The sequence below is a fragment of the Sulfitobacter sp. SH24 genome (genome assembly GCF_965641895.1).
Lineage (GTDB): Bacteria > Pseudomonadota > Alphaproteobacteria > Rhodobacterales > Rhodobacteraceae > Sulfitobacter > Sulfitobacter dubius.
On the sequence record NZ_OZ282575.1, the window covers coordinates 2,805,402 to 2,826,403 of the forward strand.

Annotated in this window: 23 protein-coding genes; 9 read left to right on the forward strand and 14 right to left on the reverse strand. The window is 61.6% G+C overall.

The features are described from left to right. Positions 1 to 97: 97 nt before the first annotated feature. From ACSQ16_RS16430 to plsY, 4 genes are all read left to right on the forward strand, one after another. Positions 98 to 1,045 (forward strand): aspartate carbamoyltransferase catalytic subunit, encoded by a 948-nt coding sequence (locus ACSQ16_RS16430; protein ID WP_243262306.1) that lies wholly within the window; start codon positions 98 to 100, stop codon positions 1,043 to 1,045. A 56-nt stretch (positions 1,046 to 1,101) separates the two neighbouring features. Beyond that, positions 1,102 to 1,635 (forward strand): hypothetical protein, encoded by a 534-nt coding sequence (locus ACSQ16_RS16435; RefSeq protein ID WP_243262305.1) that lies wholly within the window; start codon positions 1,102 to 1,104, stop codon positions 1,633 to 1,635. A gap of 252 nt (positions 1,636 to 1,887) precedes the next feature. Then, entirely contained in the window at positions 1,888 to 3,168 is a 1,281-nt protein-coding gene (gene pyrC, locus ACSQ16_RS16440) for a dihydroorotase (protein ID WP_243262304.1), read from the forward strand. After that, positions 3,168 to 3,776 (forward strand): glycerol-3-phosphate 1-O-acyltransferase PlsY, encoded by a 609-nt coding sequence (gene plsY / locus ACSQ16_RS16445; RefSeq protein ID WP_243262303.1) that lies wholly within the window; start codon positions 3,168 to 3,170, stop codon positions 3,774 to 3,776. The genes pyrC and plsY overlap by 1 nt, the downstream gene beginning before the upstream one ends. Positions 3,777 to 3,811: 35 nt before the next feature. Here plsY and ACSQ16_RS16450 read toward each other — a convergent pair whose 3' ends face one another. The 3 genes from ACSQ16_RS16450 to ACSQ16_RS16460 all read right to left on the reverse strand — a co-directional run bounded on the left by ACSQ16_RS16450 (position 3,812) and on the right by ACSQ16_RS16460 (position 6,534). Further along, positions 3,812 to 5,182, reverse strand: coding sequence for a glutamate--cysteine ligase (locus ACSQ16_RS16450; protein ID WP_243262302.1), 1,371 nt, complete (start codon positions 5,180 to 5,182; stop codon positions 3,812 to 3,814). 85 nt (positions 5,183 to 5,267) lie between these two features. After that, positions 5,268 to 5,798, reverse strand: coding sequence for a hypothetical protein (locus ACSQ16_RS16455; protein ID WP_243262301.1), 531 nt, complete (start codon positions 5,796 to 5,798; stop codon positions 5,268 to 5,270). 16 nt (positions 5,799 to 5,814) lie between these two features. Beyond that, positions 5,815 to 6,534: a 16S rRNA (uracil(1498)-N(3))-methyltransferase gene (locus ACSQ16_RS16460; RefSeq protein ID WP_243262300.1), complete on the reverse strand. Its 720-nt coding sequence runs from the start codon at positions 6,532 to 6,534 to the stop codon at positions 5,815 to 5,817. Between the two features lie 12 nt (positions 6,535 to 6,546). Here ACSQ16_RS16460 and ubiA point away from each other — a divergent pair, with 12 nt between their 5' ends. The 4 genes from ubiA to ACSQ16_RS16480 are packed head-to-tail and all read left to right on the forward strand — an operon-like array spanning position 6,547 to position 10,236. Beyond that, positions 6,547 to 7,521 carry a 4-hydroxybenzoate octaprenyltransferase gene (gene ubiA, locus ACSQ16_RS16465; protein ID WP_243262299.1) on the forward strand — a complete coding sequence of 325 codons (975 nt, stop codon included), beginning with the start codon at positions 6,547 to 6,549 and terminating at the stop codon, positions 7,519 to 7,521. Positions 7,522 to 7,580: 59 nt separating this feature from the next. Continuing rightward, the gene (locus ACSQ16_RS16470) at positions 7,581 to 9,506 is read left to right on the forward strand and encodes an OmpA family protein (protein ID WP_243262298.1); all 1,926 of its coding nucleotides are present in this window, start codon (positions 7,581 to 7,583) and stop codon (positions 9,504 to 9,506) included. Next, positions 9,493 to 9,816: a hypothetical protein gene (locus ACSQ16_RS16475; protein WP_007118939.1), complete on the forward strand. Its 324-nt coding sequence runs from the start codon at positions 9,493 to 9,495 to the stop codon at positions 9,814 to 9,816. Before ACSQ16_RS16470 ends, ACSQ16_RS16475 begins: the two co-directional genes overlap by 14 nt. Before the next feature lie 24 nt (positions 9,817 to 9,840). Next, on the forward strand, positions 9,841 to 10,236 hold the full coding sequence (locus ACSQ16_RS16480; protein WP_243262297.1) for a VOC family protein: 396 nt from the start codon (positions 9,841 to 9,843) through the stop codon (positions 10,234 to 10,236). A gap of 9 nt (positions 10,237 to 10,245) precedes the next feature. Here the strand turns inward: ACSQ16_RS16480 and ACSQ16_RS16485 are convergent, their stop codons facing one another. From ACSQ16_RS16485 to ACSQ16_RS16530, 10 genes are all read right to left on the reverse strand, one after another. Further along, entirely contained in the window at positions 10,246 to 10,689 is a 444-nt protein-coding gene (locus ACSQ16_RS16485) for a molybdenum cofactor biosynthesis protein MoaE (protein ID WP_243262296.1), read from the reverse strand. Positions 10,690 to 10,692: 3 nt separating this feature from the next. Next, entirely contained in the window at positions 10,693 to 10,941 is a 249-nt protein-coding gene (gene moaD / locus ACSQ16_RS16490; protein ID WP_093927058.1) for a molybdopterin converting factor subunit 1, read from the reverse strand. Further along, positions 10,938 to 11,603 carry a CDP-diacylglycerol--glycerol-3-phosphate 3-phosphatidyltransferase gene (gene pgsA / locus ACSQ16_RS16495; protein ID WP_093927059.1) on the reverse strand — a complete coding sequence of 222 codons (666 nt, stop codon included), beginning with the start codon at positions 11,601 to 11,603 and terminating at the stop codon, positions 10,938 to 10,940. Before pgsA ends, moaD begins: the two co-directional genes overlap by 4 nt. 78 nt (positions 11,604 to 11,681) lie before the next feature. After that, positions 11,682 to 13,550 carry an excinuclease ABC subunit UvrC gene (uvrC, locus tag ACSQ16_RS16500; protein WP_243262294.1) on the reverse strand — a complete coding sequence of 623 codons (1,869 nt, stop codon included), beginning with the start codon at positions 13,548 to 13,550 and terminating at the stop codon, positions 11,682 to 11,684. A gap of 285 nt (positions 13,551 to 13,835) precedes the next feature. Beyond that, positions 13,836 to 14,615, reverse strand: a complete 780-nt coding sequence (locus ACSQ16_RS16505) for an SDR family oxidoreductase (RefSeq protein WP_243262293.1) — start codon at positions 14,613 to 14,615, stop codon at positions 13,836 to 13,838. Positions 14,616 to 14,627: 12 nt separating this feature from the next. Then, a complete protein-coding gene (locus ACSQ16_RS16510) occupies positions 14,628 to 15,587 on the reverse strand; it encodes a calcium/sodium antiporter (protein WP_243262291.1) in 960 nt (319 codons plus the stop codon). Between the two features lie 167 nt (positions 15,588 to 15,754). Further along, the gene (locus tag ACSQ16_RS16515) at positions 15,755 to 16,552 is read right to left on the reverse strand and encodes a S49 family peptidase (protein ID WP_243263119.1); all 798 of its coding nucleotides are present in this window, start codon (positions 16,550 to 16,552) and stop codon (positions 15,755 to 15,757) included. Between the two features lie 60 nt (positions 16,553 to 16,612). Further along, a complete protein-coding gene (locus ACSQ16_RS16520) occupies positions 16,613 to 17,374 on the reverse strand; it encodes an ABC transporter permease (protein ID WP_067629772.1) in 762 nt (253 codons plus the stop codon). Further along, a complete protein-coding gene (locus ACSQ16_RS16525; protein ID WP_243262289.1) occupies positions 17,371 to 18,300 on the reverse strand; it encodes an ABC transporter ATP-binding protein in 930 nt (309 codons plus the stop codon). The genes ACSQ16_RS16520 and ACSQ16_RS16525 overlap by 4 nt, the downstream gene beginning before the upstream one ends. Before the next feature lie 63 nt (positions 18,301 to 18,363). Continuing rightward, on the reverse strand, positions 18,364 to 18,885 hold the full coding sequence (locus tag ACSQ16_RS16530; RefSeq protein WP_243262288.1) for a CoxG family protein: 522 nt from the start codon (positions 18,883 to 18,885) through the stop codon (positions 18,364 to 18,366). 103 nt (positions 18,886 to 18,988) lie between these two features. On the opposite strand from ACSQ16_RS16530, the gene ACSQ16_RS16535 reads away from it, so the two are divergent. After that, complete coding sequence (locus tag ACSQ16_RS16535) at positions 18,989 to 19,969, forward strand: DMT family transporter (protein WP_243262287.1); 981 nt, start codon at positions 18,989 to 18,991, stop codon at positions 19,967 to 19,969. On the opposite strand, the gene ACSQ16_RS16540 is transcribed toward ACSQ16_RS16535, so the two are convergent. Next, the gene (locus ACSQ16_RS16540) at positions 19,966 to 20,931 is read right to left on the reverse strand and encodes an NADPH:quinone oxidoreductase family protein (RefSeq protein ID WP_243262285.1); all 966 of its coding nucleotides are present in this window, start codon (positions 20,929 to 20,931) and stop codon (positions 19,966 to 19,968) included. The genes ACSQ16_RS16535 and ACSQ16_RS16540 overlap by 4 nt on opposite strands. Positions 20,932 to 21,002 lie beyond the last annotated feature (71 nt).

Sequence of the window (21,002 nt, forward strand, 5' to 3'; positions counted from 1 at the left end):
ACGCCCTGTGGGCGGGGGGCGAAATGCCCTATCGCTGCGCTTTACCTGCCAACCCGCCCGCGCCTATAAGGCGGCAACAGCAGAAGGGATCGTCACCATGTCATTCGCCCATCGCCACCTGCTTGGCATCGAGCAGCTCTCGCAATCCGACATTACCACCCTTCTGGATCTGGCCGACACCTATGCCGACCGCAACCGCCAGCCGAACAAGCATTCCGACGCGCTGCGCGGGCTGACGCAGATCAACATGTTTTTTGAGAACTCCACCCGCACGCAGGCGAGTTTTGAAATCGCGGGCAAGCGTCTTGGCGCGGATGTGATGAACATGGCGATGCAGGCCAGCTCGATCAAAAAGGGCGAGACACTGATCGACACGGCAATGACGCTGAATGCGATGCACCCCGATCTGCTGGTGGTACGCCATCCGCAATCCGGTGCGGTGGACCTACTGGCGCAGAAGGTGAACTGCGCCGTGCTCAACGCAGGCGACGGGCGGCATGAGCATCCCACGCAGGCGCTGCTGGATGCGTTGACGATCCGCCGCGCCAAGGGGCGGCTGCACCGCCTCAGCATCGCCATCTGCGGCGACATCGCGCACAGCCGCGTGGCGCGGTCGAACATCCTACTCTTGGGCAAGATGGAGAACCGCATCCGCCTTGTCGGCCCGCCGACATTAATGCCGAGCCAGATCGACCAATTTGGCGTCGAAGTCTTTGACGACATGAAAAAAGGGCTCGAAGGCGTCGACGTGGTGATGATGCTGCGGCTTCAGAAAGAGCGGATGGACGGCGGCTTCATCCCTTCGGAGCGCGAGTATTACCACCGCTACGGGCTGGATGCCGAAAAGCTCGCCCATGCCAGCGCTGACGCCATCGTCATGCACCCCGGCCCGATGAACCGCGGGGTTGAGATTGACGGCACGCTGGCTGACGACATCAACCGCTCAGTCATTCAGGATCAGGTCGAGATGGGCGTTGCCGTCCGCATGGCCGCGATGGACCTACTGGCGCGCAACCACATCGCCGCTCAGCCCGGCGCGGCCTGAGCGGAACCCCAAAGGGCCGCGCGGCGTTTTCCTGAGAACAGTCAAAGGAAGCCGTCATGCCCCATACAGAAGTCGCCCCGCAAGAAGCCGGCAAGGTCCGCGTCTATGCCCTCTCGCTCTCGGATGCCGAGGCGCGGGCGATGCGTGATGACGAGACCGCACAGGCCGCCGCCCTTGGGATTGAGCGGATCGACGCGGGCTACACAGAGGTCTTCCGGGTGGCCGACCTCGATCAACTGGGGCTGGCGGGCTATCTGCGCGACGGCAATGGCGTGAACCCCGATCAGATCGAGACGGACCGCAGCAAGCTTGCCGCGCTCGACGGTTGGGTGATGATCGTCTACTCCCGCGCTTTCGCCGGGCAGTCGCTGCAACTGGCCCCGATCCCGGCGCTGACCCATATCGGCACCTATAGCGAAAGCGGCCCTGAAACCTCTGTCCAAGCGATGGAAGCGGAGGCCGCACAGCCGTATACCGGTATCCCTCGCGTCTCTCCGACCGAGCCTGCTAAGGGCGGTGGCGGCAAGACGATGGTGATTGTCGGGATTGCGGTATTGGTACTGGTCGTTGTCTGGTGGCTGTTGGCCTAAGCGCGAAAATCGCTGGCGCCCTAAGCGCCAGCGCGGTACATCAGCCCTATGCAAGAACCTGAACAGGATCCTAAAATGTCTGGTCGCATCGCCATGGTTGCGCTGCTGGTCGCTTTTGGCGTGGTCGGAATGATGATTTGGATTGGCGGTTAAGGGCGGAACCTGCCTGAGAAACCTGCGGAAACCGCTTGGTTTGGGGGGCGATTTGGGGCATGACAGCGGCGCATCTGCTATCGCATCAAAGGCCCGTCCATGACCCAGTTCTTCACCAATCTGCGCCTTCTTGACCCTCAGGCAGGCACGCTTGAGCCCGCCGCGGTTTTGGTCCGCAACGGGGTGATTGCCGAGGTTTTGGCCGATGGGGCCACAACGCCCGAGAGCGCGGAACTGGTCGATTGCGGCGGCCATATCCTCGCCCCCGGTATCGTCGACATCGGCGTCAAAGTTTGCGAACCGGGCGAGCGGCACAAGGAAAGCTACCGCTCCGCGGGCCTTGCCGCGGCGGCGGGCGGGGTGACCACCATGGTCACGCGCCCGGACACCGATCCGGCCATCGACAGCCCCGAGACACTCGAATTCGTCACCCGCCGCGCCAACGAGGCCGCCCCGGTGAACGTGGTGCCTATGGCCGCGCTCACCAAAGGCCGCGAAGGGCGCGAAATGACCGAGATTGGCTTCCTGATGGACGCCGGTGCCACCGCCTTTACCGATTGCGACCGCGTGGTGACGGATACCAAAGTCTTCTCTCGCGCGCTCACCTATGCGCGCAGCCTCGGCGCGCTGGTCATCGCACACCCGCAGGATCCGGGGCTGAGCAAGGGGGCGGCTGTCACCTCCGGCAAATTCGCCTCGCTGCGCGGGTTGCCTGCCGTCTCGCCCATGGCCGAGCGGATGGGGCTGGACCGCGACATTGCCCTCATTGAGATGACCGGCGCGCGGTATCACGCAGACCAGATCACCACCGCACGCGCCCTGCCCGCGCTGGAACGCGCCAAGCGCAACGGGCTGGATATCACTGCAGGCGTTGGCATCCACCACCTGACGCTGAACGCACTGGATGTGGCCGACTACCGCACCTTCTTTAAGGTGAAGCCCCCGTTGCGCGACGAGGAAGACCGCATCGCCGTGGTCGAAGCCGTCGCCAGCGGTCTCATCGACATCATCTGCTCCATGCACACCCCACAGGATGAAGAAAGCAAACGCCTGCCGTTTGAGGAGGCCGCCAGCGGCGCGGTAGGATTGGAAACGCTGCTGCCCGCCGCCCTGCGACTGGTCCATGCTGAGATGATGGACCTGCCGACGCTCTGGCGCGCGCTGTCACTGAACCCGGCCAAACGCCTCGGCCTGCCCGGCGGGCGGATCGCCGTGGGGGCGCCTGCGGATATGGTTCTGTTCAACCCCGACGCCCCCTTCGTGTTGGACCGCGCGACGCTGCGGTCGAAATCCCGCAACACGCCCTTTGACGGGATGCGGATGCAGGGTAAGGTCGTGGCAACTTATGTAGCAGGCTCCTGCGTTTACGAGGCGAATTGATGCCCCCTATCGACACTTCTATTGAAATGATCCTCTTTTGGGCGCTGGCGGGCTATATCATCGGCTCCATCGCTTTTGGCATGTTGCTGGCGCGGCTGATGGGGCTGGGCAACCTGCGCGATATCGGGTCGGGCAATATCGGCGCGACCAATGTGCTGCGCACCGGCAACAAAAAAGCCGCGGCGCTGACGCTGTTGCTGGATGGGGCCAAAGGGGCCGTGGCAGTGCTGCTGGCCCGGGCCTTTGCGGGCGAAGATGCCGCACAGGCGGCGGCGCTCGGCGCGATGATAGGCCATTGCTACCCGGTCTGGCTGGGTTTTCGTGGCGGCAAAGGCGTGGCGACCTTTTTGGGCCTCTTGCTGGCGCTGGCTTGGCCGGTTGGGCTGACATGCTGTGCGGTCTGGTTGATCACTGCGGCACTCTCGCGCATCTCGTCCCTGTCGGCGCTAGCGGCGGCGGCAAGCTCAACCTTCTTGCTGGTATTTCTCGGCTACGGGGAAATGCTGCTCTTGGGGATCGCGCTGACGCTGTTGATCTTCTGGCGGCACCGCGACAACATCCGCCGCATCCGTGCAGGTACGGAATCGCGGATCGGTCAGAAAGGCTGACACCGCCCCGAAGGCGGCATCAGCCTCTTCATGCTTTAGTAGGAATATTCGGCGTAGATACGGCTTAGGTCGCCGTTCCATGGCCCATGATAATCTGCCAGCAGATCATCTGCAGGCACGCGGCCTGTCTCGATACTGTCGCGCAGGGCATTGAGGAAATGCGTTTCATCCGGCACAAGACCACCGGCACCGGGACGCGCGCGGGATTTCAAACCGGCCTCTGACAGGGCCACCGCCTCGCGCGCAAGATCATGCATCTTGAGCTCGCCAACCTCGGCCTGAAGGCCATGGGTCGAGGCGGCGATGCGCAGTTCTTCCCGCGTCTCTGCATCCCAGTCCTTGACCAAATCCCAAGCGCCATCCAGCGCGGATTGGTCATACATCAGCCCTACCCAGAAGGCGGGCAGCGCGCAAAGACGCCGCCAAGGGCCACCATCGGCCCCGCGCATCTCGATGAACTTCTTTACCCGCGCCTCGGGGAAAAGGGTCGTCAGATGATCGGCCCAATCGCTGAGCGTTGGCTTTTCGCCGGGCAGCGCAGGCAGTTCGCCTTTCAGGAAATCGCGGAAAGACTGGCCAAGCGCGTCGATATATTTACCATCGCGGTAGACAAAATACATCGGCACATCGAGCGCATATTGCACCCAAGCCTCAAACCCGAAACTTTCATCAAAGACGAAAGGCACCATCCCGGTGCGAGCATCATCCAGATTGCGCCAAACCAGACCGCGGGTGGATTTCACGCCATTGGGCTTGCCGTCGAGGAAGGGTGAATTGGCGAAAAGCGCATTGGCGATCGGCTGCATCGCCACGGCCACGCGCATCTTTTGGACCATGTCGGCTTCACTCGCGAAATCGAGGTTCACCTGAACGGTGCAGGTGCGGCGCATCATGGTGGTGCCCATGGTGCCGACCTTTTGCATATAGCTGTCCATTAGCTTGTAACGGCCCTTGGGCATCAGATCCATTTGCTCATGCGACCATTCGGGTGCCGCCCCCAGACCGATGAAGCCCACGCCGATCTCATCGGCCACGTCTTTCACTTCGCGCAGATGGGTGTTCACCTCATCGCAGGTCTCATGGATGGTCTCGACCGGCGCGCCTGACAGCTCCAACTGGCCGCCCGGCTCAAGACTGATGTTGGCACCGTCTTTCTCAAGCCCGATCAGCTTGCCACCCTCTTCGACAGGGGCCCAATTGTGACGGTCGCGCAGCCCTTCGAGCATCACCCGGATCGAGCGGTCCCCCTCATAGGGAAGCGGTTTGAGCGTGTCTTTGCAGTAGCCGAACTTCTCGTGCTCGGTGCCAATGCGCCAGTCTTCGCGCGGCTTGCAACCGTCGGCCAGATACTGCGCCATTTGGTCGTGATGTTCGATCGGGCCGCCGCCGGATTGAGGAATGGACATATGCGAAGGCTCCGTTTTGAAGGGTCGTCTTAGGGTGTCGACTTGGCGTCGTGTCTAGCAGGGATGGGCGGATTTGCCGGGGCTGTCAATGCAGCAAGACATGCGCCGGGCGCAGGGGCGCGCGCTCCCAGATCACAACGGCGTCATGGCGGGTCTTGCGCAACTCAAAGAGCATCCTCTCGGTGCGCAGGCCCGGCAGGGCGGCGAAAGCGTCAAACAGCGCCTCGGATCCGGCAGCATTCACCGGGATCAACAGGGGCGCTTCATCGTCGCGCGGCTCAAGCCGCCAATGGGCTGGAAACATCTGCCGGTCGAGGCTGAGCCGCTGCAATTCGCGCAGAGCCACCGTGCCGCCGGTCAGCGGGCCGAAATAGGTGATCTGCCCCTCGACGACCTGAACGGCCCCCGCCCCGTCACCTTCACCGCGAAAGCGAGCACGTTGCACGCCAAGCCAGATCAGCGCCGCGCCACCGGCAAGCGCCGCATAGCCCGGCACCGCGAGTAAAAACCCCGGCCCGGCCACCAGCCAGAGACCGAAAAGCATCAGCCCCCCACCGATAATCGCCTCGCGCCAACGCCAAAGCTGGTCGCGGGCCCCTTGGCGCAGAAAACTCATTGGGCCATCCTTTGCATCACCAGTCTCCCAAAGCCTGCTGCCACATGGTCATCGCAGCCACCGCCGCCGTATCGGCACGCAGGATGCGCGGGCCTAGCGTGACGGCATGAGCGTGATCGAATGAGTGGAGCCGTTTGCGTTCGCTCTCGGAAAAGCCGCCTTCGGGGCCAATCAGGATGGCCCAAGGCCCCTGCGCGCCTACAGGCAGCGCGCCGCTCTCTCCGACCAGAGCCTCATCGCAGAACATGATCTGCCGGGTGCTGTCCCACTGGTCCAGCAGCCGCCCCAGCTTCTCGGCCTCGGCCACTTCCGGCACATAGGTGCCGCCGCATTGCTCTGCCGCCTCGACCGCATGGGCTTGAAGACGGGACTGCTGCACGCGGCCTGCGTTGGTAAACTCTGTCATCACTGGCATAATGCGGGACGCACCCATCTCGGCGGCTTTTTCAACAATAAAGTCGGTGCGTGTCTTTTTGATAGGGGCAAAGAGCAGCCACAGGTCAGGCGGCATCTGCAAGGGGCGGGTCTGCTCAACACAGGTCAGCACCCCGCCGCGTTTGCCCGCCTCGGTGACCTCCGCCAGCCATTCGCCATCGCGCCCGTTGAACAAAAGCACCCCGGCCCCGACCGAGAGCCGCATCACCCCAAAGAGGTAATGCGCCTGCTCACGCGCCAAAGGAACCGTTTGCCCCTGCCCCAAGGGCTGATCTACATACAATCTGATTTTTGCGTTCATAGGGCCAGATATATGCACAACCAGCCGCCTTCGCCAGATGCTACGCCCGATGCGCCTGTTGCCGATGCGGTGGCCGACAATTGGGTCGACCGCCATGCCCCCCGCGCCTTGCGGCCCTATCTGCGGCTGAGCCGCGCGGATCGGCCCATCGGCACATGGCTTTTGCTACTTCCGTGCTGGTGGGGGCTGAGCCTTGCGATCCTGTTCGACCAATTGCCACGGTGGGAGGATCTGTGGATTTTCGCAGGCTGCGGCATCGGCGCGTTTCTGATGCGCGGCGCAGGCTGTACGTGGAACGACATCACCGACCGCAACATCGACGGCAAGGTCGCGCGCACCCGCTCGCGGCCTATTCCTTCGGGCGCGGTCACGGTGAAACAGGCGCTGGCGTGGATGGTGCTGCAGATGCTGCTGGCGCTGCTGATCCTGCTGACGTTTAACCAAGCGGCCATCGCCATGGGCGTTCTGGCGCTGCTGCCGGTGGCGGTCTACCCCTTTGCAAAACGCTTTACATGGTGGCCGCAGGTCTTTCTGGGGCTGGCCTTCAACTGGGGCGCGATGCTGGCTTGGACAGCCCACGCAGGCACGCTGCACGCGCCTGCCGTGGTGCTCTACCTCGCAGGGATTGCTTGGACGCTATTCTATGACACGATCTATGCCCATCAGGACGCCGAGGATGACGCGCTGATCGGGGTGAAATCCACCGCGCGGCTTTTTGGTGAGAATTCGGGCCAATGGCTGCGACGCTTCTTAATGGCGACCGTGGGGCTGATGGGGATCGCGGTGATCTATGCCGGGTTGCCGCAGGCTTCGGTGCTGGCGCTGGCGATTGCCCTCGGCGGGCCTTGGGCGATGGGCTGGCATATGGCGTGGCAGCTTCGGGGGCTGGATACGAAGGACAACGCCAAGCTTTTGCAACTCTTTCGCGCTAACCGTGATACCGGCATGATCCCGCTGTTGTTTTTCGCAGCAAGTCTTCTGGCCTGATTGCACCCCCGGCAGGACGCGCGTATCAAGTCTTGAGCTCAACAACCAGAAGGCCGCCCATGCGCCTCTCCGCCATTTTCATGATCGCCCTGACCTTTGCAGCCGCAGCGGTGGTCTCTTTAGTGGCGGCAAGCTTTTCGGTGCAACTGATCGAGGATACTTCCGAAATCGGTGTGCGTGACGCGCTGGACGATCAGGGCATGACATGGGCCGAGGTGCAGGCCGACGGTTTGCAGGTCACCCTCGCCGGGATCGCGCCGACCGAAGCGGTCCGCTTCCGCGCCCTCTCAACTGCTGGAACCGTGGTCGACGCCGCCCGTGTGATCGACGAGATGGAGGTTGAAGCCCAATCCGGAATCGCCCCGCCGCGTTTCTCTGCCGAAGTGCTGCGCAACGATGCGGGCATTTCGATCATCGGCCTGATCCCCACCAGCACCGACCGCGACGCGGTGATCGAAGCCTTTGGCGACATGGCGGGTGAGGCCACGGTGACTGACCTTTTGGAATCCGCCAATTACCCTGCTCCTGATGGCTGGGAAGACGCGCTGAACTTTGCCGTGCGTGCCATGGCAGACCTGCCCCGCGCTAAGGCCTCGGTCAACGCGGGTCGCGTGACCATCACCGCGATTGCCGACAGCCCCGAAGCGAAAGCACAGATGGAGCGCAAGCTGCAACGCGCAGCCCCGCCCAGCCTGCGTCTGCGGCTCGACATCGCCGCACCGCGGCCGGTGATTACGCCTTTCACCTTGCGGTTTGAGATCGACGAAGAGGGCGCGCGGTTCGATGCCTGTTCTGCCGATAGCGACGCCGCCGCCAGCCGCATCCTCAAAGCGGGCATCGCCGCTGGCGCGGCTGAGAGCGCCAATTGCACCATCGGTCTGGGTGTACCCAGCCCGAACTGGGGCCGCGCCGTGGCGCTGGCGATCGATGCGCTGAGCCGTGTGGGCCAAGGCTCCATCTCTTTCGCGGACGCAGACATCACCTTGCTCGCGGCGCCGGGCACCGATTCCGATAGTTTCGACCGCGTGGTGGGAGAGCTGGAAAATGCCCTTCCGGACGTTTTCGCCCTGACCGCAAGATTGCCCAAGGTCGAAGACCCCGACGCTGGCCCGCCTGAATTCACCGCGACCCTGTCCCCCGAGGGGCAAGTGCAACTCCGTGGACGGCTTACCAGCGAAGGGCTGCGCGATCTGGCGGACAGCTATGCGAAATCGCATTTCGGGTCGGCCAATGTCTACACCGCCGCCCGTCTGGATGAGACCCTGCCCGCCGATTGGGCCACCCGCGTTTTGACCGGGCTTGAGGCGATGGCCTCGCTCGCCAATGGCTCTGTCACGGTCACCCCCGACCGGCTTGAAGTGATCGGCGACACCGGTAGCAAAGAGGCGAACACCACCGTTGCCTCCCTTCTGGCCGACAAGCTGGGCGAAAGCGCCGATTACAGCATCGACATCACCTATAAAGAAAAACTCGATCCCATCGCCGGGCTGCCGACCCCCGAGGAGTGCGAAGCCGAGATCCGCGAAATCCTCAAGATCGGCAAGATTACCTTTGAACCGGGCAACGCCACGATTGACGCCTCGGCACTTGGTACGATGGATGACATCGCCGAAGTTCTGAAACATTGCGGGGACATTCCGCTCGAGATCCAAGGCTACACCGACAGTCAAGGCCGCGAATCGATGAACCAGTCACTCTCGCAAAGCCGCGCGGAATCGGTTCTAAACGAACTGCGCGCCCGCCGGGTTCTGACTTCTTCCTTCGTAGCCAAAGGCTATGGTGAGGAAAATCCCATCGCCGATAACCAGACCGAAGAGGGCCGCGAAGCCAACCGCCGCATCGAATTCCGCCTGATCCAGCCCGAGGCTGAGACCCCCGAAAACGAAACAGCGCTGGAATCTGCTGAAGAAACGGGCGATACCACGGCAGAAGAGATCGGGGAATCCGACGAAACCGAAGAAGGCAGCGGTGATGAGCAGAACTGAGTTTGTCCTGGCAACAGCCATCATTCTTTTCGTGGCCTTCTGCATGGGATGGTTCGCCAACTGGCTGCTGAACCGCTTCACCCGCGTGGCCGCAGATGATGTGGCCCAGCTTGACCGGATGAGCCAAGAGCTGCACGAGGCTGAAGAAACCCGCGATCAGGCGATCACCTATCTGCAACAGCGCGAAGCCGAACTGACCAACCAGCTTGCCCAGACAGAAGCAGAGCTGCGCGCCGCAATGGACGGCCTGCGCGACGCCCGCCACGAGGCCGAAGAGATGCGCGCCTATATCGAGCGTCAGAAAGCCTAACCACACGCCCTGCCGGAGGCTCCCATGGCCAAACTTGCCCATTCCATGATCCGCGTCCTTGATGAGGCGGCATCAGTGAAATTCTACGAAGACGTGTTTGGCCTTAGAATCGCCGACAGGCTGGATTTCGACAGCTTCACCCTGATCTACTTGCGCGATGCTGCGGGCGATTTCGAGCTGGAGCTGACGGTCAACAAGGACCGCGACACGCCCTATGACTTGGGCGACGGCTATGGCCATCTGGCTTTTGTGGTCGAAGACCTTGAGGCCGCCCGCGACACCGCGATCGAAGCCGGTGCCGCCCCGCGTGACATCGTTGATTTTCGCCCTGCGGGGGAGACTGTGGCAAAGTTCTTCTTTGTGGCGGACCCCGATGGCTATCAGATCGAAGTCATAGAAAAAGGCGGGCGCTTCGCCTAAAGCGATCGCTTACCAGCGCTCTAGCGCGGCCTCATCCTCGTCTTTTGCGGCGACCCAAGTGTCCCCCTCTGCAGTGATCTCGCGCTTCCAGAACGGCGCGCGGGATTTAAGGTAATCCATCAGGAACTCCGCCGCCTCGAAAGCATGACGCCGGTGCCGCGCCGCTGTGGCGACCATCATGATCTGTTCCCCCGGCACCAGCCGCCCGTAACGGTGGATCACCAGCGCATCTTGCAGTTCGAACCGCGTAACGGCCTGCTGCGCAATCTCGCGCAGCGCCTTTTCGGTCATGCCCGGGTAATGTTCGATCTCCATCGCGCTCAGCGTGCCTGCATCATTGTCGCGCACGACGCCTGTAAAGGTCACAATCGCACCGCTGCCGCACTCGCCCTTGGCGAAATGCGCGGTCTCCTCGGACAGATCAAAGGGGTCTTCCTGCACCAAAACGCGCATCGGTCAGCCCCCGGTCATCGGGGGGAAAAAGGCCACTTCGCGCGCGCCTTGGAGCGGGGCGTCGAAATCGGTCAACTCCTGATCCACAGCCACGCGCAATGCGGAGAGATCAGAAAACGCCATCTCGTAGCGTTCCTCTCGGCCACGCAATTCTTCGACCAATTCGGCCACGGTCGCAGCGGTGCTCTCCACCCGTTCGCGGGGCAGGCCGATGCGTTCGCGGACCCATGCGAAATATAGAACGTCCATCAACGTGGCTCCTTCAGATGCGGCAGCGCCTTGCGCAGATAGTCAAAGCCGGTGATGGCGGTCAGCACGGCGGCGACCCACAACAGCGCCAGCCCCAACAGCCCGGCCCATTCCATCCCGGCGAGTTTCCAGCCCAGCCCCAGAGTATCTTCGACCTCGCCATCGAGGATCGCTTCGATCATCTGCTGGTCCATCCCGAAAACGCTCATCCCGAGGTAATGCTCGAATACGCCCTGAGAAAACAGCACGGCGATGGCGATCATCTGTAGCGTCGTTTTCCATTTGGCCAGTTGGGTGACCTTTAGCGTCCCCGCAACATCGCCCAGATATTCCCGCAAGCCCGAAACGAAGACTTCGCGAAACAGGATCAACGTAGCGGGCAGCACCAGCCACGGCGACCAACTGGAGAAGGCCACGATCACCATCAACGCGATCACGACCATCGCCTTGTCGGCAATCGGGTCGAGCATGGCCCCGAGTTTCGTTTCCTGCGCCCACGCGCGGGCAAGGTAGCCGTCAAACCAATCCGTCACCGCCGCCCCGACAAAGAGCAGCAAGGCGAACCAGTCGGCATAGGGACGCGTAAAATATAGAAACATGACCGCCACACCGGGCGCCGCGACCAGCCTGAGCAGGGTCAGGATATTGGGCAAATTCCATTTCATGACGTTATCCTACCTTGCGCCGTTCGCGGCTGAAAGGACGAAACCGCGCCAGCGGTCTGCCCTTCGGCGGGCGCGTCGCTAGCCCTTCTCATGGAAATATCCATAAATTGTCTCTGCCAGCGCATCCGACACGCCATCAACGGCCTTAAGGTCGCTGAGGTTCGCGCGGCCCACCGCCTTGGCCGAGCCGAAATGCGCCAAAAGCGCGCGTTTGCGCGCGGCCCCGACGCCCGGCACATCATCGAGCGGCGTGGCGCTGACCCCCTTGGCGCGTTTCGCGCGGTGGGTACCGATGGCGAAACGGTGCGCTTCATCGCGCAGACGCTGCACGAAATAAAGCACCGGATCATTGTGCCGCAGCGCCATGACCCGCTTGCCGACGCGGTGGAACTCCTCCTTGCCCGCGTCACGGTCGATACCTTTGGCCACGCCGACCATCGGAATATCCTCAACCCCATGCTGCGCCATGATGGAGGCCACGGCGCTCACCTGCCCCGCGCCGCCGTCGATCAGCAGCAGGTCAGGCCAAAGGCCCCGGCTCCGGTCCGGGTCTTCTTTGATGAGCCGTTTGAAGCGGCGGTGGAGCACCTCTTTCATCATGCCAAAGTCATCGCCCGGGGTCAGGTCATCACCACGGATGTTGAACTTGCGGTATTGGTTTTTCATCATGCCCTCTGGGCCCGCGACAATCATCGCGCCGACAGCATTGGTGCCTTGGATGTGCGAGTTGTCGTAAACCTCGATCCGTTCGGGCGGTTTTGGCAAATCAAAGGCATCGGCCAGCCCCTGTAGCAGCTTGGTCTGGGTCGCCGTCTCGGCCATCTTGCGAGCAAGGCTTTCGCGCGCATTGCGCAGGGCACCGTCGACCAGTTCGGCCTTCTCCCCTCGCTGCGGCACCAACAGTTCCACCTTGCGACCGATCTTGCCACTCAGCGCTTCGGCCATCAGATCGGGGTTTTCGATCTCATTGCTCAGGATCAACTGCCGTGGCGGCTCGCGGGTATCGTAGAACTGGCCAATGAACGCCTCCAGCACCTCGGCGGCATCCACATCGGCCCCGACGCGCGGGTAGTAATCGCGGTTGCCCCAGTTCTGGTTGGCGCGGATGAAGAAGACCTGCACGCAGGCCTGTCCGCCTTCCATATGCAGCGCAATGATGTCGGCCTCATTCACCCCTTGCGGATTGATACCTTGGGCCGTCTGAACCTGCGTTAGCGCCTTGATCCGGTCGCGCAGGGCGGCGGCGCGTTCAAACTCCATCGCCTCAGACGCTTCGGCCATATCCTGCGCCAGACGGCCCTGAATCTCGGTCGATTTGCCACTTAGAAACCGCTCCGCATCGCGGACGGTCTGGCGATACTCTTCGGCCGAGATTTTACCGACGCAAGGAGCAGAGCAGCGTTTGATCTGGTGCTGCAAACAGGGCCGCGTGCGGCTGTCGAACATCGAGTTGGAGCAATCACGCAAGAGAAAGACCCGCTGCAACTGGTTCAGCGTGCGGTTCACCGCGCCCGCGCTGGCGAAGGGGCCATAATAGCTGCCCTTTTCCTTCTTCGCGCCGCGGTGTTTCTTGATCTGCGGGTAGTCGTGATCGGCGGTGACAAGAATATTGGGAAAGCTCTTGTCGTCGCGCAGCAGCACGTTGAACTTAGGCTTGAGCTGTTTAATCAGGTTTTGCTCAAGAAGCAGCGCCTCGGTTTCCGTTTTTGTGGTCAGAAACATCATCGAAGCGGTATTGGCGATCATCCGTGAGATGCGCCCCGAATGTCCTGTGGGCCGCGCGTAGGACGACACCCGCGCCCGCAGGTTCCGCGCCTTGCCGACATAGAGAACACGGCTTTCCGCATCGAGCATCCGGTAGACGCCCGGCGAGGAATCGAGCGACTTCAGATAGGCCTGAATCACTTGGCGGCCTTGCGGCGGAGGGCTGTCGTTTGGCGTGGTCATCTCAGGCGCTGATTCTCGTGCTTCGCTGCAATAGGACGGCAATGGGGGCAAGCTTTAACATGTCCACCAAACATGTGGATAAGTCTGACGATAACTTCTGGGCATCTAGGAATTTCCGTTGTTTTTGACTGGCTTCTCTGATTTGCCCATTTTTTAAGCACGTCAATAATTCGTTGTTATTGCTGTATTTTTTATCTCGCATGAAACAAGTCTCTGAAAACAAAGAGGTTTCGGTAACAGTTTGGTGACATACGTTAAGAACGTGCAAAACTTCCTGCATTGCGCTTACGTCAAGGGACCTTTGGGGCTTGTATTCCACTGCAAATGTTCCCCTCCGTCGGTGCAGATCAGCTGTCCTGTCACCCCCGGTGAATCGATGAAATAGCCCAGTGCGGCTGTGATATCCTCAGGGTTTGAACCACGGGCTAGAACCGTGTTGCGGCGCTGTGCGGCGAAGTCGTCGGTGCTTTGGGCACTGCCCTTCAGCGTCGGGCCGGGGCCGATGCCGTTAACCCTGATCGCCGGGGCCAAAGCCTGCGCTGTGCTGCGCGTCATGGCCCAAAGCCCCATCTTGGCGATCGTGTAGGTCGTGAACTCTGGCGTGAGGTTCCGCACCCGCTGGTCAAGCATATTGACGATCAGCCCGGCGGCGCGGGGCTCTCCGTTTTGGTCTTTTCCGGGCTTTAACCCCTGCCCCGCCATCGCTTGTGTCAACACGAATGGCGCACGGAGGTTGCTGCCCATATGCCGGTCCCAGCTTTCGCGGGTGGCGCTGGTGATATCGTCATATTCGAAAATCGAAGCGTTGTTTACAAGGCAGGTAATCGGCCCGCCAAGCGCCTCTGCCGCGCGGGGCAAAAGCGCCGCGGCTGCGGCATCGTCAAGAAGGTCGGCTTGCAGGGCCACGGCACGGCGGCCCATGGCCGCGATCTCGTCGGCGGTCGCCTCGGCCCCAACACGCGAGGTGGCATAATGTACCGCCACGTCAAAGCCCCGCTGCCCAAGATACAGCGCCATGGCACGGCCCAGACGCTGCCCGGCCCCGGTCACCAATGCCCGCCGCATCTGCCGCCCTCCTCAGATCAGGATGATTAACAAATAAAGCCCGTAAAGCGCGCTGAGCACCACGCCCCAAAGCCGGGTAATGTCGCGCCCCAGATAGACGAAGGGGATCAGCAACAGCGACGCGCCCAGCATCACCCAAAGGTCGATCCGCAAGAAGGCTTCGTCGACTTCAATCGGGCCAACAAGACTTGCGATGCCGATGATCGCAAGAAGGTTAAACATGTTCGAACCGATGACGTTGCCAAGCGCCACATCCGCCTGACGGCGCAGCGCGGCCATCACGGTGGTCGCCAATTCCGGCAGCGATGTGCCCACGGCCACAAGCGTCAGGCCAATCACTGTGTCACTCACCCCATAGGTCTGGGCGATGATCGTGGCGTTATCCACCAGAAGGCTTGCGCCCAAGGGCAAGCCGATCAGGCCAAGGATGAGGAACAGCGCAATCTGCCAACCGGCCATATTGGGGTCCGCGCCTTCGGGCTCTTCGTCATCATCCGCCGCACCGGCCCGGCAGGCATGACGGTGATCCTTGGCGTCGCCAAAGGCGTCATAGAGCATATAGGCCAGCCCAGCGAGCAGGATCAGCCCCGCGATCCAGTCAAAGACCCCGCGGAAAGCCAGCGCGATGAACAAGACCGAGGCGGCGATCATCTGGTTATAGGTCTTACGCGTGCTGCATTCCGAGGTGTGCATCGTCGCCAGCAACGCCGGAATACCCAATACCATCAGGATGTTCGCGGTGTTCGACCCGACGACATTCCCAAGCGCCAAACCCGGCGCGTTGTCCAAGATCGCCTTGACCGAAATCAGCAGTTCAGGCGCAGAGGTGCCAAAGGCCACGATCGTCAGACTAACAATCAGCGCGGGCACCCCAAGGCGCAGCGACAGGTTCACCGCCCCTTTGACCAGAGCATCCCCCGCGAACAGCAGGATTACGAGGCCAAGCCCCGACAGTAGCCACGGCATCAGCATTAACGCCCTCCCTTACAGGCACAATCGCCTTTGCCAATGCGGTAACGTCCGCAGTCACGGCATTTGGTCCGGGACAGGCGTTTGCCTCCTAGCCAATGCATTTTTCCAAACCAAGCCAAAAGGCCCATGGCCACCAGAAAGAGCAGAACGATCTTAAAAACCATGCGCTAGAGACCAAACCGCGCATAGGCTGCGCGTTCCTCTATGCCCTGCACTGCGTCTTGTACCATCTGTACGCCAAAGCGTGACAGAAGCCCGCGTTTCGCTCCGTAGCGGCGCAGTTTGACCTTCTCGCCAAAGCGCTTTTTCAGCAGGGGTTTCAGATGGCCGATACCGTCGATCAACCCCAGTTCGGCGGCGCGTTTCGCCAGCCAAATTTCCCCGGTGAAGAGGTCTTGCCCCTCGGGCAGTTTGCCCGCACGGCGTGTCTTTACATGGTCGATAAAATTCTCGTGGATGTCTTCCAACAGCACCTTCAGCCGGGCAACATCCTCGGGGTTTTCAGGGCGGAACGGGTCGAGCATGGATTTGCTCTGCCCTGCCGTATAGACGCGCCGCTCAACTCCATGTTCCCGGATGAACTCATGCACCCCGAAAGAGGCCGAGATCACCCCGATTGAGCCCAAGATCGAGCTTGGGTCCGCGTAAATCTCATCCGCCGCAGCCGCCAGCCAGTAACCGCCCGAGGCCGCGACATCTTCGACAAAAGCGATGACGGGGATGTTCTTTTCCTCCGCCAACCGCCGAATGCGCGCGCCGATCAGCGATGATTGCACCGGACTGCCACCGGGAGAGTTAATCTCCAACGCGACAGCGGCAGGCTTGCCCTTGGCAAAAGCCTTTTCGATGACCGGACCCATGATGGCATCGTTCAACACCGCGCGGCCCTGCGATCCGATCATGCCGGAAAGCCGGATCACGGAAACGCTGGGCGGGGATTTAAGGAAGGGCAGCCGAATTCTCATTCTTCTCATGTAGAACGCCCACCCCGCGCAAACAAGGCGGGCGTCCAAGTTTCGCAGCCCTCAAGCCCGCAGACGCCAGCCGGTGCGGAAAATCCACCAGATCACGCCGAGGCAAAGCGCCGTGAACAGCGCGATTGCCGCAAGGCTGGTCAGGATCGGCACATCGGCAGAGCCGAAAAATGCCCAACGAAAGCCTGAGATCAGATAGACCACCGGGTTGAAGTGCGAGATCACCTGCCAAACCGGCGGCAGCATCGAGATCGAGTAGAAAGACCCGCCAAGGAAGACCAGCGGCGTGACAATTAAGAGCGGCACCAGTTGCAACTGCTCAAAATTCCCTGCCCAGATGCCGATGATAAAGCCCATCAGCGCGAAGCTGATGCAGGTCAGGATCAGGAAAGCGACCATGGCGATGGGATGCTGGATCGTGATGTCGACAAAGAAAAACGCCGTAATCAGGATGATCGTACCGATGAACAGCGCCTTGGTGGCCGCCGCACCGACATATCCGATGACGATCTCGAAAAAGTTGATCGGGGCCGAGAGCAATTCATAGACCGTGCCGATAAATTTCGGGAAATAGATGCCGAAAGAGGCGTTGGAGATCGACTGCGTGATGACGCTGAGCATGATCAGCCCCGGCACGATAAAGGCGCCATAGCTCACGCCCTCGACCTCTTCGATACGGCTGCCGATGGCTGCGCCAAAGACGACGAAGTAGAGCGAGGTCGACAGCACCGGCGAGATGATGCTTTGCGTGATGGTGCGAAAGAAACGCGCCATTTCAAAGGCGTAGATGGCTTTGATCGCGGTCCAGTTCATGCCGCATCCTCCTTGAGCAGATCGACAAAGATATCTTCCAGACTGCTTTGCCGTGTCGCCACGTCTTGCAGCACCAGACCGCTTTCCGCGACTTTCGAGAGCAGCTTGGTGATGCCGGTCCGCTCGGCATTGGTGTCATAGGTATAGATCAGGGACCGCCCATCGGCGGACAACTCCACATCGGGCGACTGCAGCGTCAGTGGGACTTCGGTGATCGGCTCGGTAAGCTGCACTTCGAGTTGTTTTTTGCCCATCCGCGCCATCAGCGCGTCTTTCTCTTCGACCAGCAGCAATTCGCCCTTGGCGATGACGCCAATCCGGTCCGCGATGGCCTCGGCCTCTTCGATGTAATGGGTGGTCAGGATGATCGTCACGCCAGAGGCTTTCAGCCCTGCGACGATCTCCCACATGTCCTTGCGCAGTTCCACGTCGACGCCCGCGGTGGGCTCGTCCAGAAACAGCACCTTTGGGTCATGCGACAGCGCCTTGGCGATCAGCACCCGGCGCTTCATCCCGCCCGAAAGCTCACGGATCTGGCTGTCTTTCTTGTCCCAGAGCGAAAGTTGACGCAGGATTTTCTCCAGCACCGCCTCATCCGCCGGCCGGCCAAACAGCCCGCGCGAGAAGCGCACGGTGTTGAGCACCCGCTCGAAGGGCTCCAAATTGATCTCCTGCGGGACCAGTCCAATCATCGAACGTGCCGCGCGGAAATCATCCTTAATGTCATGGCCGCCCACGGTCACCTTGCCACTGGTCGCGGTGGTGATGCCACAGATGGTCGAGATCAGCGTCGTCTTGCCCGCCCCGTTGGAGCCTAGGAGCGCAAGGATTTCGCCCTGCTCAATCTCCAGATTGACCCCTTTAAGCGCCTCGAAACCGCCCGCGTAGGATTTACGCAGGTTCTGAATATCCACGATTGTCGGCATGGTCGTCTCCGCTTTGGTAAGGCGGGCAACCTAACTGGCTTTGGCGGCGGTGAACAGATGCCTTCAAGTCTTGGCGCGGCCGAACCAGCCCTTTTTGGCGGGGGCGTCATCATCAGCTTCCGCGCTTTCGCCCGTCTCTTCTGTCGGACCTTCGAGCGAAGATTGCAGATTGTCGAAGAACTGATCCGCAATTTTCTTGGCGAAACCGTCGATGATCCGGCTGCCAAGCTGCGCCAGCTTGCCGCCGACCTTGGCCTCAACATCGTAACTGAGCTCGGTGCCGCCGTCCTTTTCGGCCAGCCGCACTTCTGCGCCGCCCTTGGCGAAACCGGCTGCACCGCCCTTGCCCTCGCCCGTGATGGTCAGCGCTTCGTTCGGCACCAAATCGGAGAGCGTCACGTGCCCCTTAAAGGTCGCCTTCACCGGGCCGACCTTTTGCACGACGGTGGCGTCATACCCCTCTTCAACCGAACCAGTCACATCCTGCGCGCCGGGCACGCAGGTTTGCAGCATCTCAGGGTCCAGCAGCGCGGCATAGACCTCAGCTGGGGTGGCGGCGATCTGACGGGTGTCGGACATCTGCATGGCTGGCTCTCCCTTAAAGCGATGCGCCCAGCCTAGCGGGTAATTCTGCGCAAACCAATGTCAAAGCGCTGGACGTTACGCGCCGGGCTGGTAGGTCTTTGCCATGACAACTACTCCCCATAACCGCGCCGGACTGGCGATCGGGCTGATCCTTCTCGGCGTGGCCGCGATTTCGGTCAATGACATGCTGATCAAACGTCTGTCGGGCGGCTATCCGCTGCATCAGATCGTTTTTACGCGCTCGGCCATCGGGATCATTCTGGGGCTGGTACTGGTCAAACTTGAGGGCGGGTTTCATCTGCTCAAGACGCGCCAGCCGGGGCTGCATCTGCTGCGCGGGCTGCTGATCGTGATCTCGAACATGTCCTTCTTTCTGGCGCTGTCGGTCCTGCCCTTGGCCGAAGCGACGGCGCTGTTCTTTGCCGCACCCCTGTTCATCACCCTGCTGTCGATCCCGCTTCTGGGCGAAAAGGTCGGCCCGCTGCGTCTTGGCGCCGTAATCGTGGGGTTTGTTGGCGTGGTCATCATGATGCGGCCATGGGCTTCGACGGCGACGCTCGACGTCTCCCGCTGGGTCTTGCTGCTGCCGGTACTGGCGGCGCTGACCTATGCGCTGAACCAATTGATGACCCGTAAGCTGGGCGTGAACTCTAAAGCTTCGGCCTTGATGGTCTATATTCAGGCCGCCTTCGTTGCCGTGTCCCTTGGGTTCTTCCTGATCGCTGGTGACGGGCGGTTCGTGGATGAGGGCAGCAGTGCTTCGCTCCAGTTCCTGCTGCGGGCGTGGATTTGGCCGGCGCAGGAGGATTACCTTACCTTCCTCGGCATCGGCCTCAACATCGCGCTGATCGGCTATTGCCTGAGCCAAGCCTACCGGCTGGGGGATGCCGCCACCGTGGCCCCGTTCGAATACATTGGCCTGCCGCTGGCGGTGTTCTGGGGTTTCGTGATCTTCGGTGACCTGCCGGTTTGGGAAGTCTGGGTCGGGATCGCGCTGATCCTTGCCTCGGGCCTGTTCGTCTATCTGCGCGAGCGCCAAAAGGCGCTGCGCGTGACCCGTTTGCAGGGCGGGCGGCGCGCTTAGCGCGCCACTTCCACCACCACCTTGCCTGTTGCCTTGCGGTCGCGCAGCAGGGCCAGCGCCTCATTCGCCTGCTCCAGCGGTATGACGTTGCTGACATGGGGCTTCAGCTTGCCCGCGACATACCATTTGATCAGCTCGGCGAAACTGTCGGTCAGCACCGAAGGTTTGATCTTGGCATAGCCACCCCAGTAAAAGCCCAGCGCGGTGAGGTTCTTGACCAGCAGGATATTGGCCGGAATCTGCGGCACCTCACCGCTAGCAAAGCCCAGCGGGATCAGCCGCGCTTCGGGATTGCAGGCACGCATGGCGGCTTTGAACTGGTCGCCGCCCACCGGGTCATAGACCACATCGGCCCCGCCCAATTCCTTGACGATCGCGCGGATGTCGTCGGTCTCGGAGTTGATCAGATGATCGGCCCCCGCCTCTTTGCAGACAGCGAGCTTGTCCGCACCCCGCGCCACGGCGATCACCTCGGCCCCCATCAGTTTGCCCAGCTCCACCGCCGTCAGGCCAATGCCGCCCGATGCGCCCAAGACCAGCAACCGCTCGCCCGGCTGCAGCCGCGCCTTATAGTCCAGCGCCACATGGCTGGTGCCATAGGCGATCAGGAAGGCGGCGGCGTCGACCGAACTCATTTCTTCAGGGATCGGCACGCAGACTGCGGCGGGAATGGCGGCGTATTCGGCCAGCCCGTCGAACCCGGTATAGGCCGCCACGCGCTGCCCGACTTTCAAATTCTCGACCCCCGCGCCCAGAGCGGTGATCGTGCCCGCCATTTCCATCCCCAAGGTAAAGGGCAGCGGCGGCTTTTCCTGATAGGTGCCTTTGATGATCAGCAAATCGCCAAAGTTCAGCCCGCAGGTATCGACTTGGATCAGCACCTCGCCCTGCCCCGGCATCGGCATCTCAAGCTCTTTCAGGGTGAGCGGTTCGTCATAGGCGGTGACCTGCATGGCGCGCATCGGGCTGTCCTTTCGTGCTGCTTTGGCCCGAAGAGGCCAGAAGCGCGCGCCCTTGGCAAGGCCCGCAAGCC

Bases quoted from the DNA above. Each gene is read 5' to 3' on its own strand.
- ACSQ16_RS16505 (WP_243262293.1), bottom strand. From the start codon at position 14,615: ATGCGGCGGGCATTGGTGACCGGGGCCGGGCAGCGTCTGGGCCGTGCC.
- ACSQ16_RS16450 (WP_243262302.1), bottom strand. From the start codon at position 5,182: ATGTCCATTCCTCAATCCGGCGGCGGCCCGATCGAACATCACGACCAA.
- pyrC (WP_243262304.1), top strand. From the start codon at position 1,888: ATGACCCAGTTCTTCACCAATCTGCGCCTTCTTGACCCTCAGGCAGGC.
- ACSQ16_RS16535 (WP_243262287.1), top strand. From the start codon at position 18,989: ATGACAACTACTCCCCATAACCGCGCCGGACTGGCGATCGGGCTGATC.
- ACSQ16_RS16510 (WP_243262291.1), bottom strand. From the start codon at position 15,587: ATGCTGATGCCGTGGCTACTGTCGGGGCTTGGCCTCGTAATCCTGCTG.
- pgsA (WP_093927059.1), bottom strand. From the start codon at position 11,603: ATGAAATGGAATTTGCCCAATATCCTGACCCTGCTCAGGCTGGTCGCG.
- ACSQ16_RS16540 (WP_243262285.1), bottom strand. From the start codon at position 20,931: ATGCGCGCCATGCAGGTCACCGCCTATGACGAACCGCTCACCCTGAAA.
- ACSQ16_RS16515 (WP_243263119.1), bottom strand. From the start codon at position 16,552: ATGAGAATTCGGCTGCCCTTCCTTAAATCCCCGCCCAGCGTTTCCGTG.
- ACSQ16_RS16470 (WP_243262298.1), top strand. From the start codon at position 7,581: ATGCGCCTCTCCGCCATTTTCATGATCGCCCTGACCTTTGCAGCCGCA.
- ACSQ16_RS16520 (WP_067629772.1), bottom strand. From the start codon at position 17,374: ATGAACTGGACCGCGATCAAAGCCATCTACGCCTTTGAAATGGCGCGT.
- ACSQ16_RS16475 (WP_007118939.1), top strand. From the start codon at position 9,493: ATGAGCAGAACTGAGTTTGTCCTGGCAACAGCCATCATTCTTTTCGTG.
- ACSQ16_RS16530 (WP_243262288.1), bottom strand. From the start codon at position 18,885: ATGCAGATGTCCGACACCCGTCAGATCGCCGCCACCCCAGCTGAGGTC.
- plsY (WP_243262303.1), top strand. From the start codon at position 3,168: ATGCCCCCTATCGACACTTCTATTGAAATGATCCTCTTTTGGGCGCTG.
- ACSQ16_RS16435 (WP_243262305.1), top strand. From the start codon at position 1,102: ATGCCCCATACAGAAGTCGCCCCGCAAGAAGCCGGCAAGGTCCGCGTC.
- ACSQ16_RS16460 (WP_243262300.1), bottom strand. From the start codon at position 6,534: ATGAACGCAAAAATCAGATTGTATGTAGATCAGCCCTTGGGGCAGGGG.
- ubiA (WP_243262299.1), top strand. From the start codon at position 6,547: ATGCACAACCAGCCGCCTTCGCCAGATGCTACGCCCGATGCGCCTGTT.
- ACSQ16_RS16485 (WP_243262296.1), bottom strand. From the start codon at position 10,689: ATGCGCGTTTTGGTGCAGGAAGACCCCTTTGATCTGTCCGAGGAGACC.
- uvrC (WP_243262294.1), bottom strand. From the start codon at position 13,550: ATGACCACGCCAAACGACAGCCCTCCGCCGCAAGGCCGCCAAGTGATT.
- ACSQ16_RS16480 (WP_243262297.1), top strand. From the start codon at position 9,841: ATGGCCAAACTTGCCCATTCCATGATCCGCGTCCTTGATGAGGCGGCA.
- ACSQ16_RS16430 (WP_243262306.1), top strand. From the start codon at position 98: ATGTCATTCGCCCATCGCCACCTGCTTGGCATCGAGCAGCTCTCGCAA.
- ACSQ16_RS16455 (WP_243262301.1), bottom strand. From the start codon at position 5,798: ATGAGTTTTCTGCGCCAAGGGGCCCGCGACCAGCTTTGGCGTTGGCGC.
- ACSQ16_RS16525 (WP_243262289.1), bottom strand. From the start codon at position 18,300: ATGCCGACAATCGTGGATATTCAGAACCTGCGTAAATCCTACGCGGGC.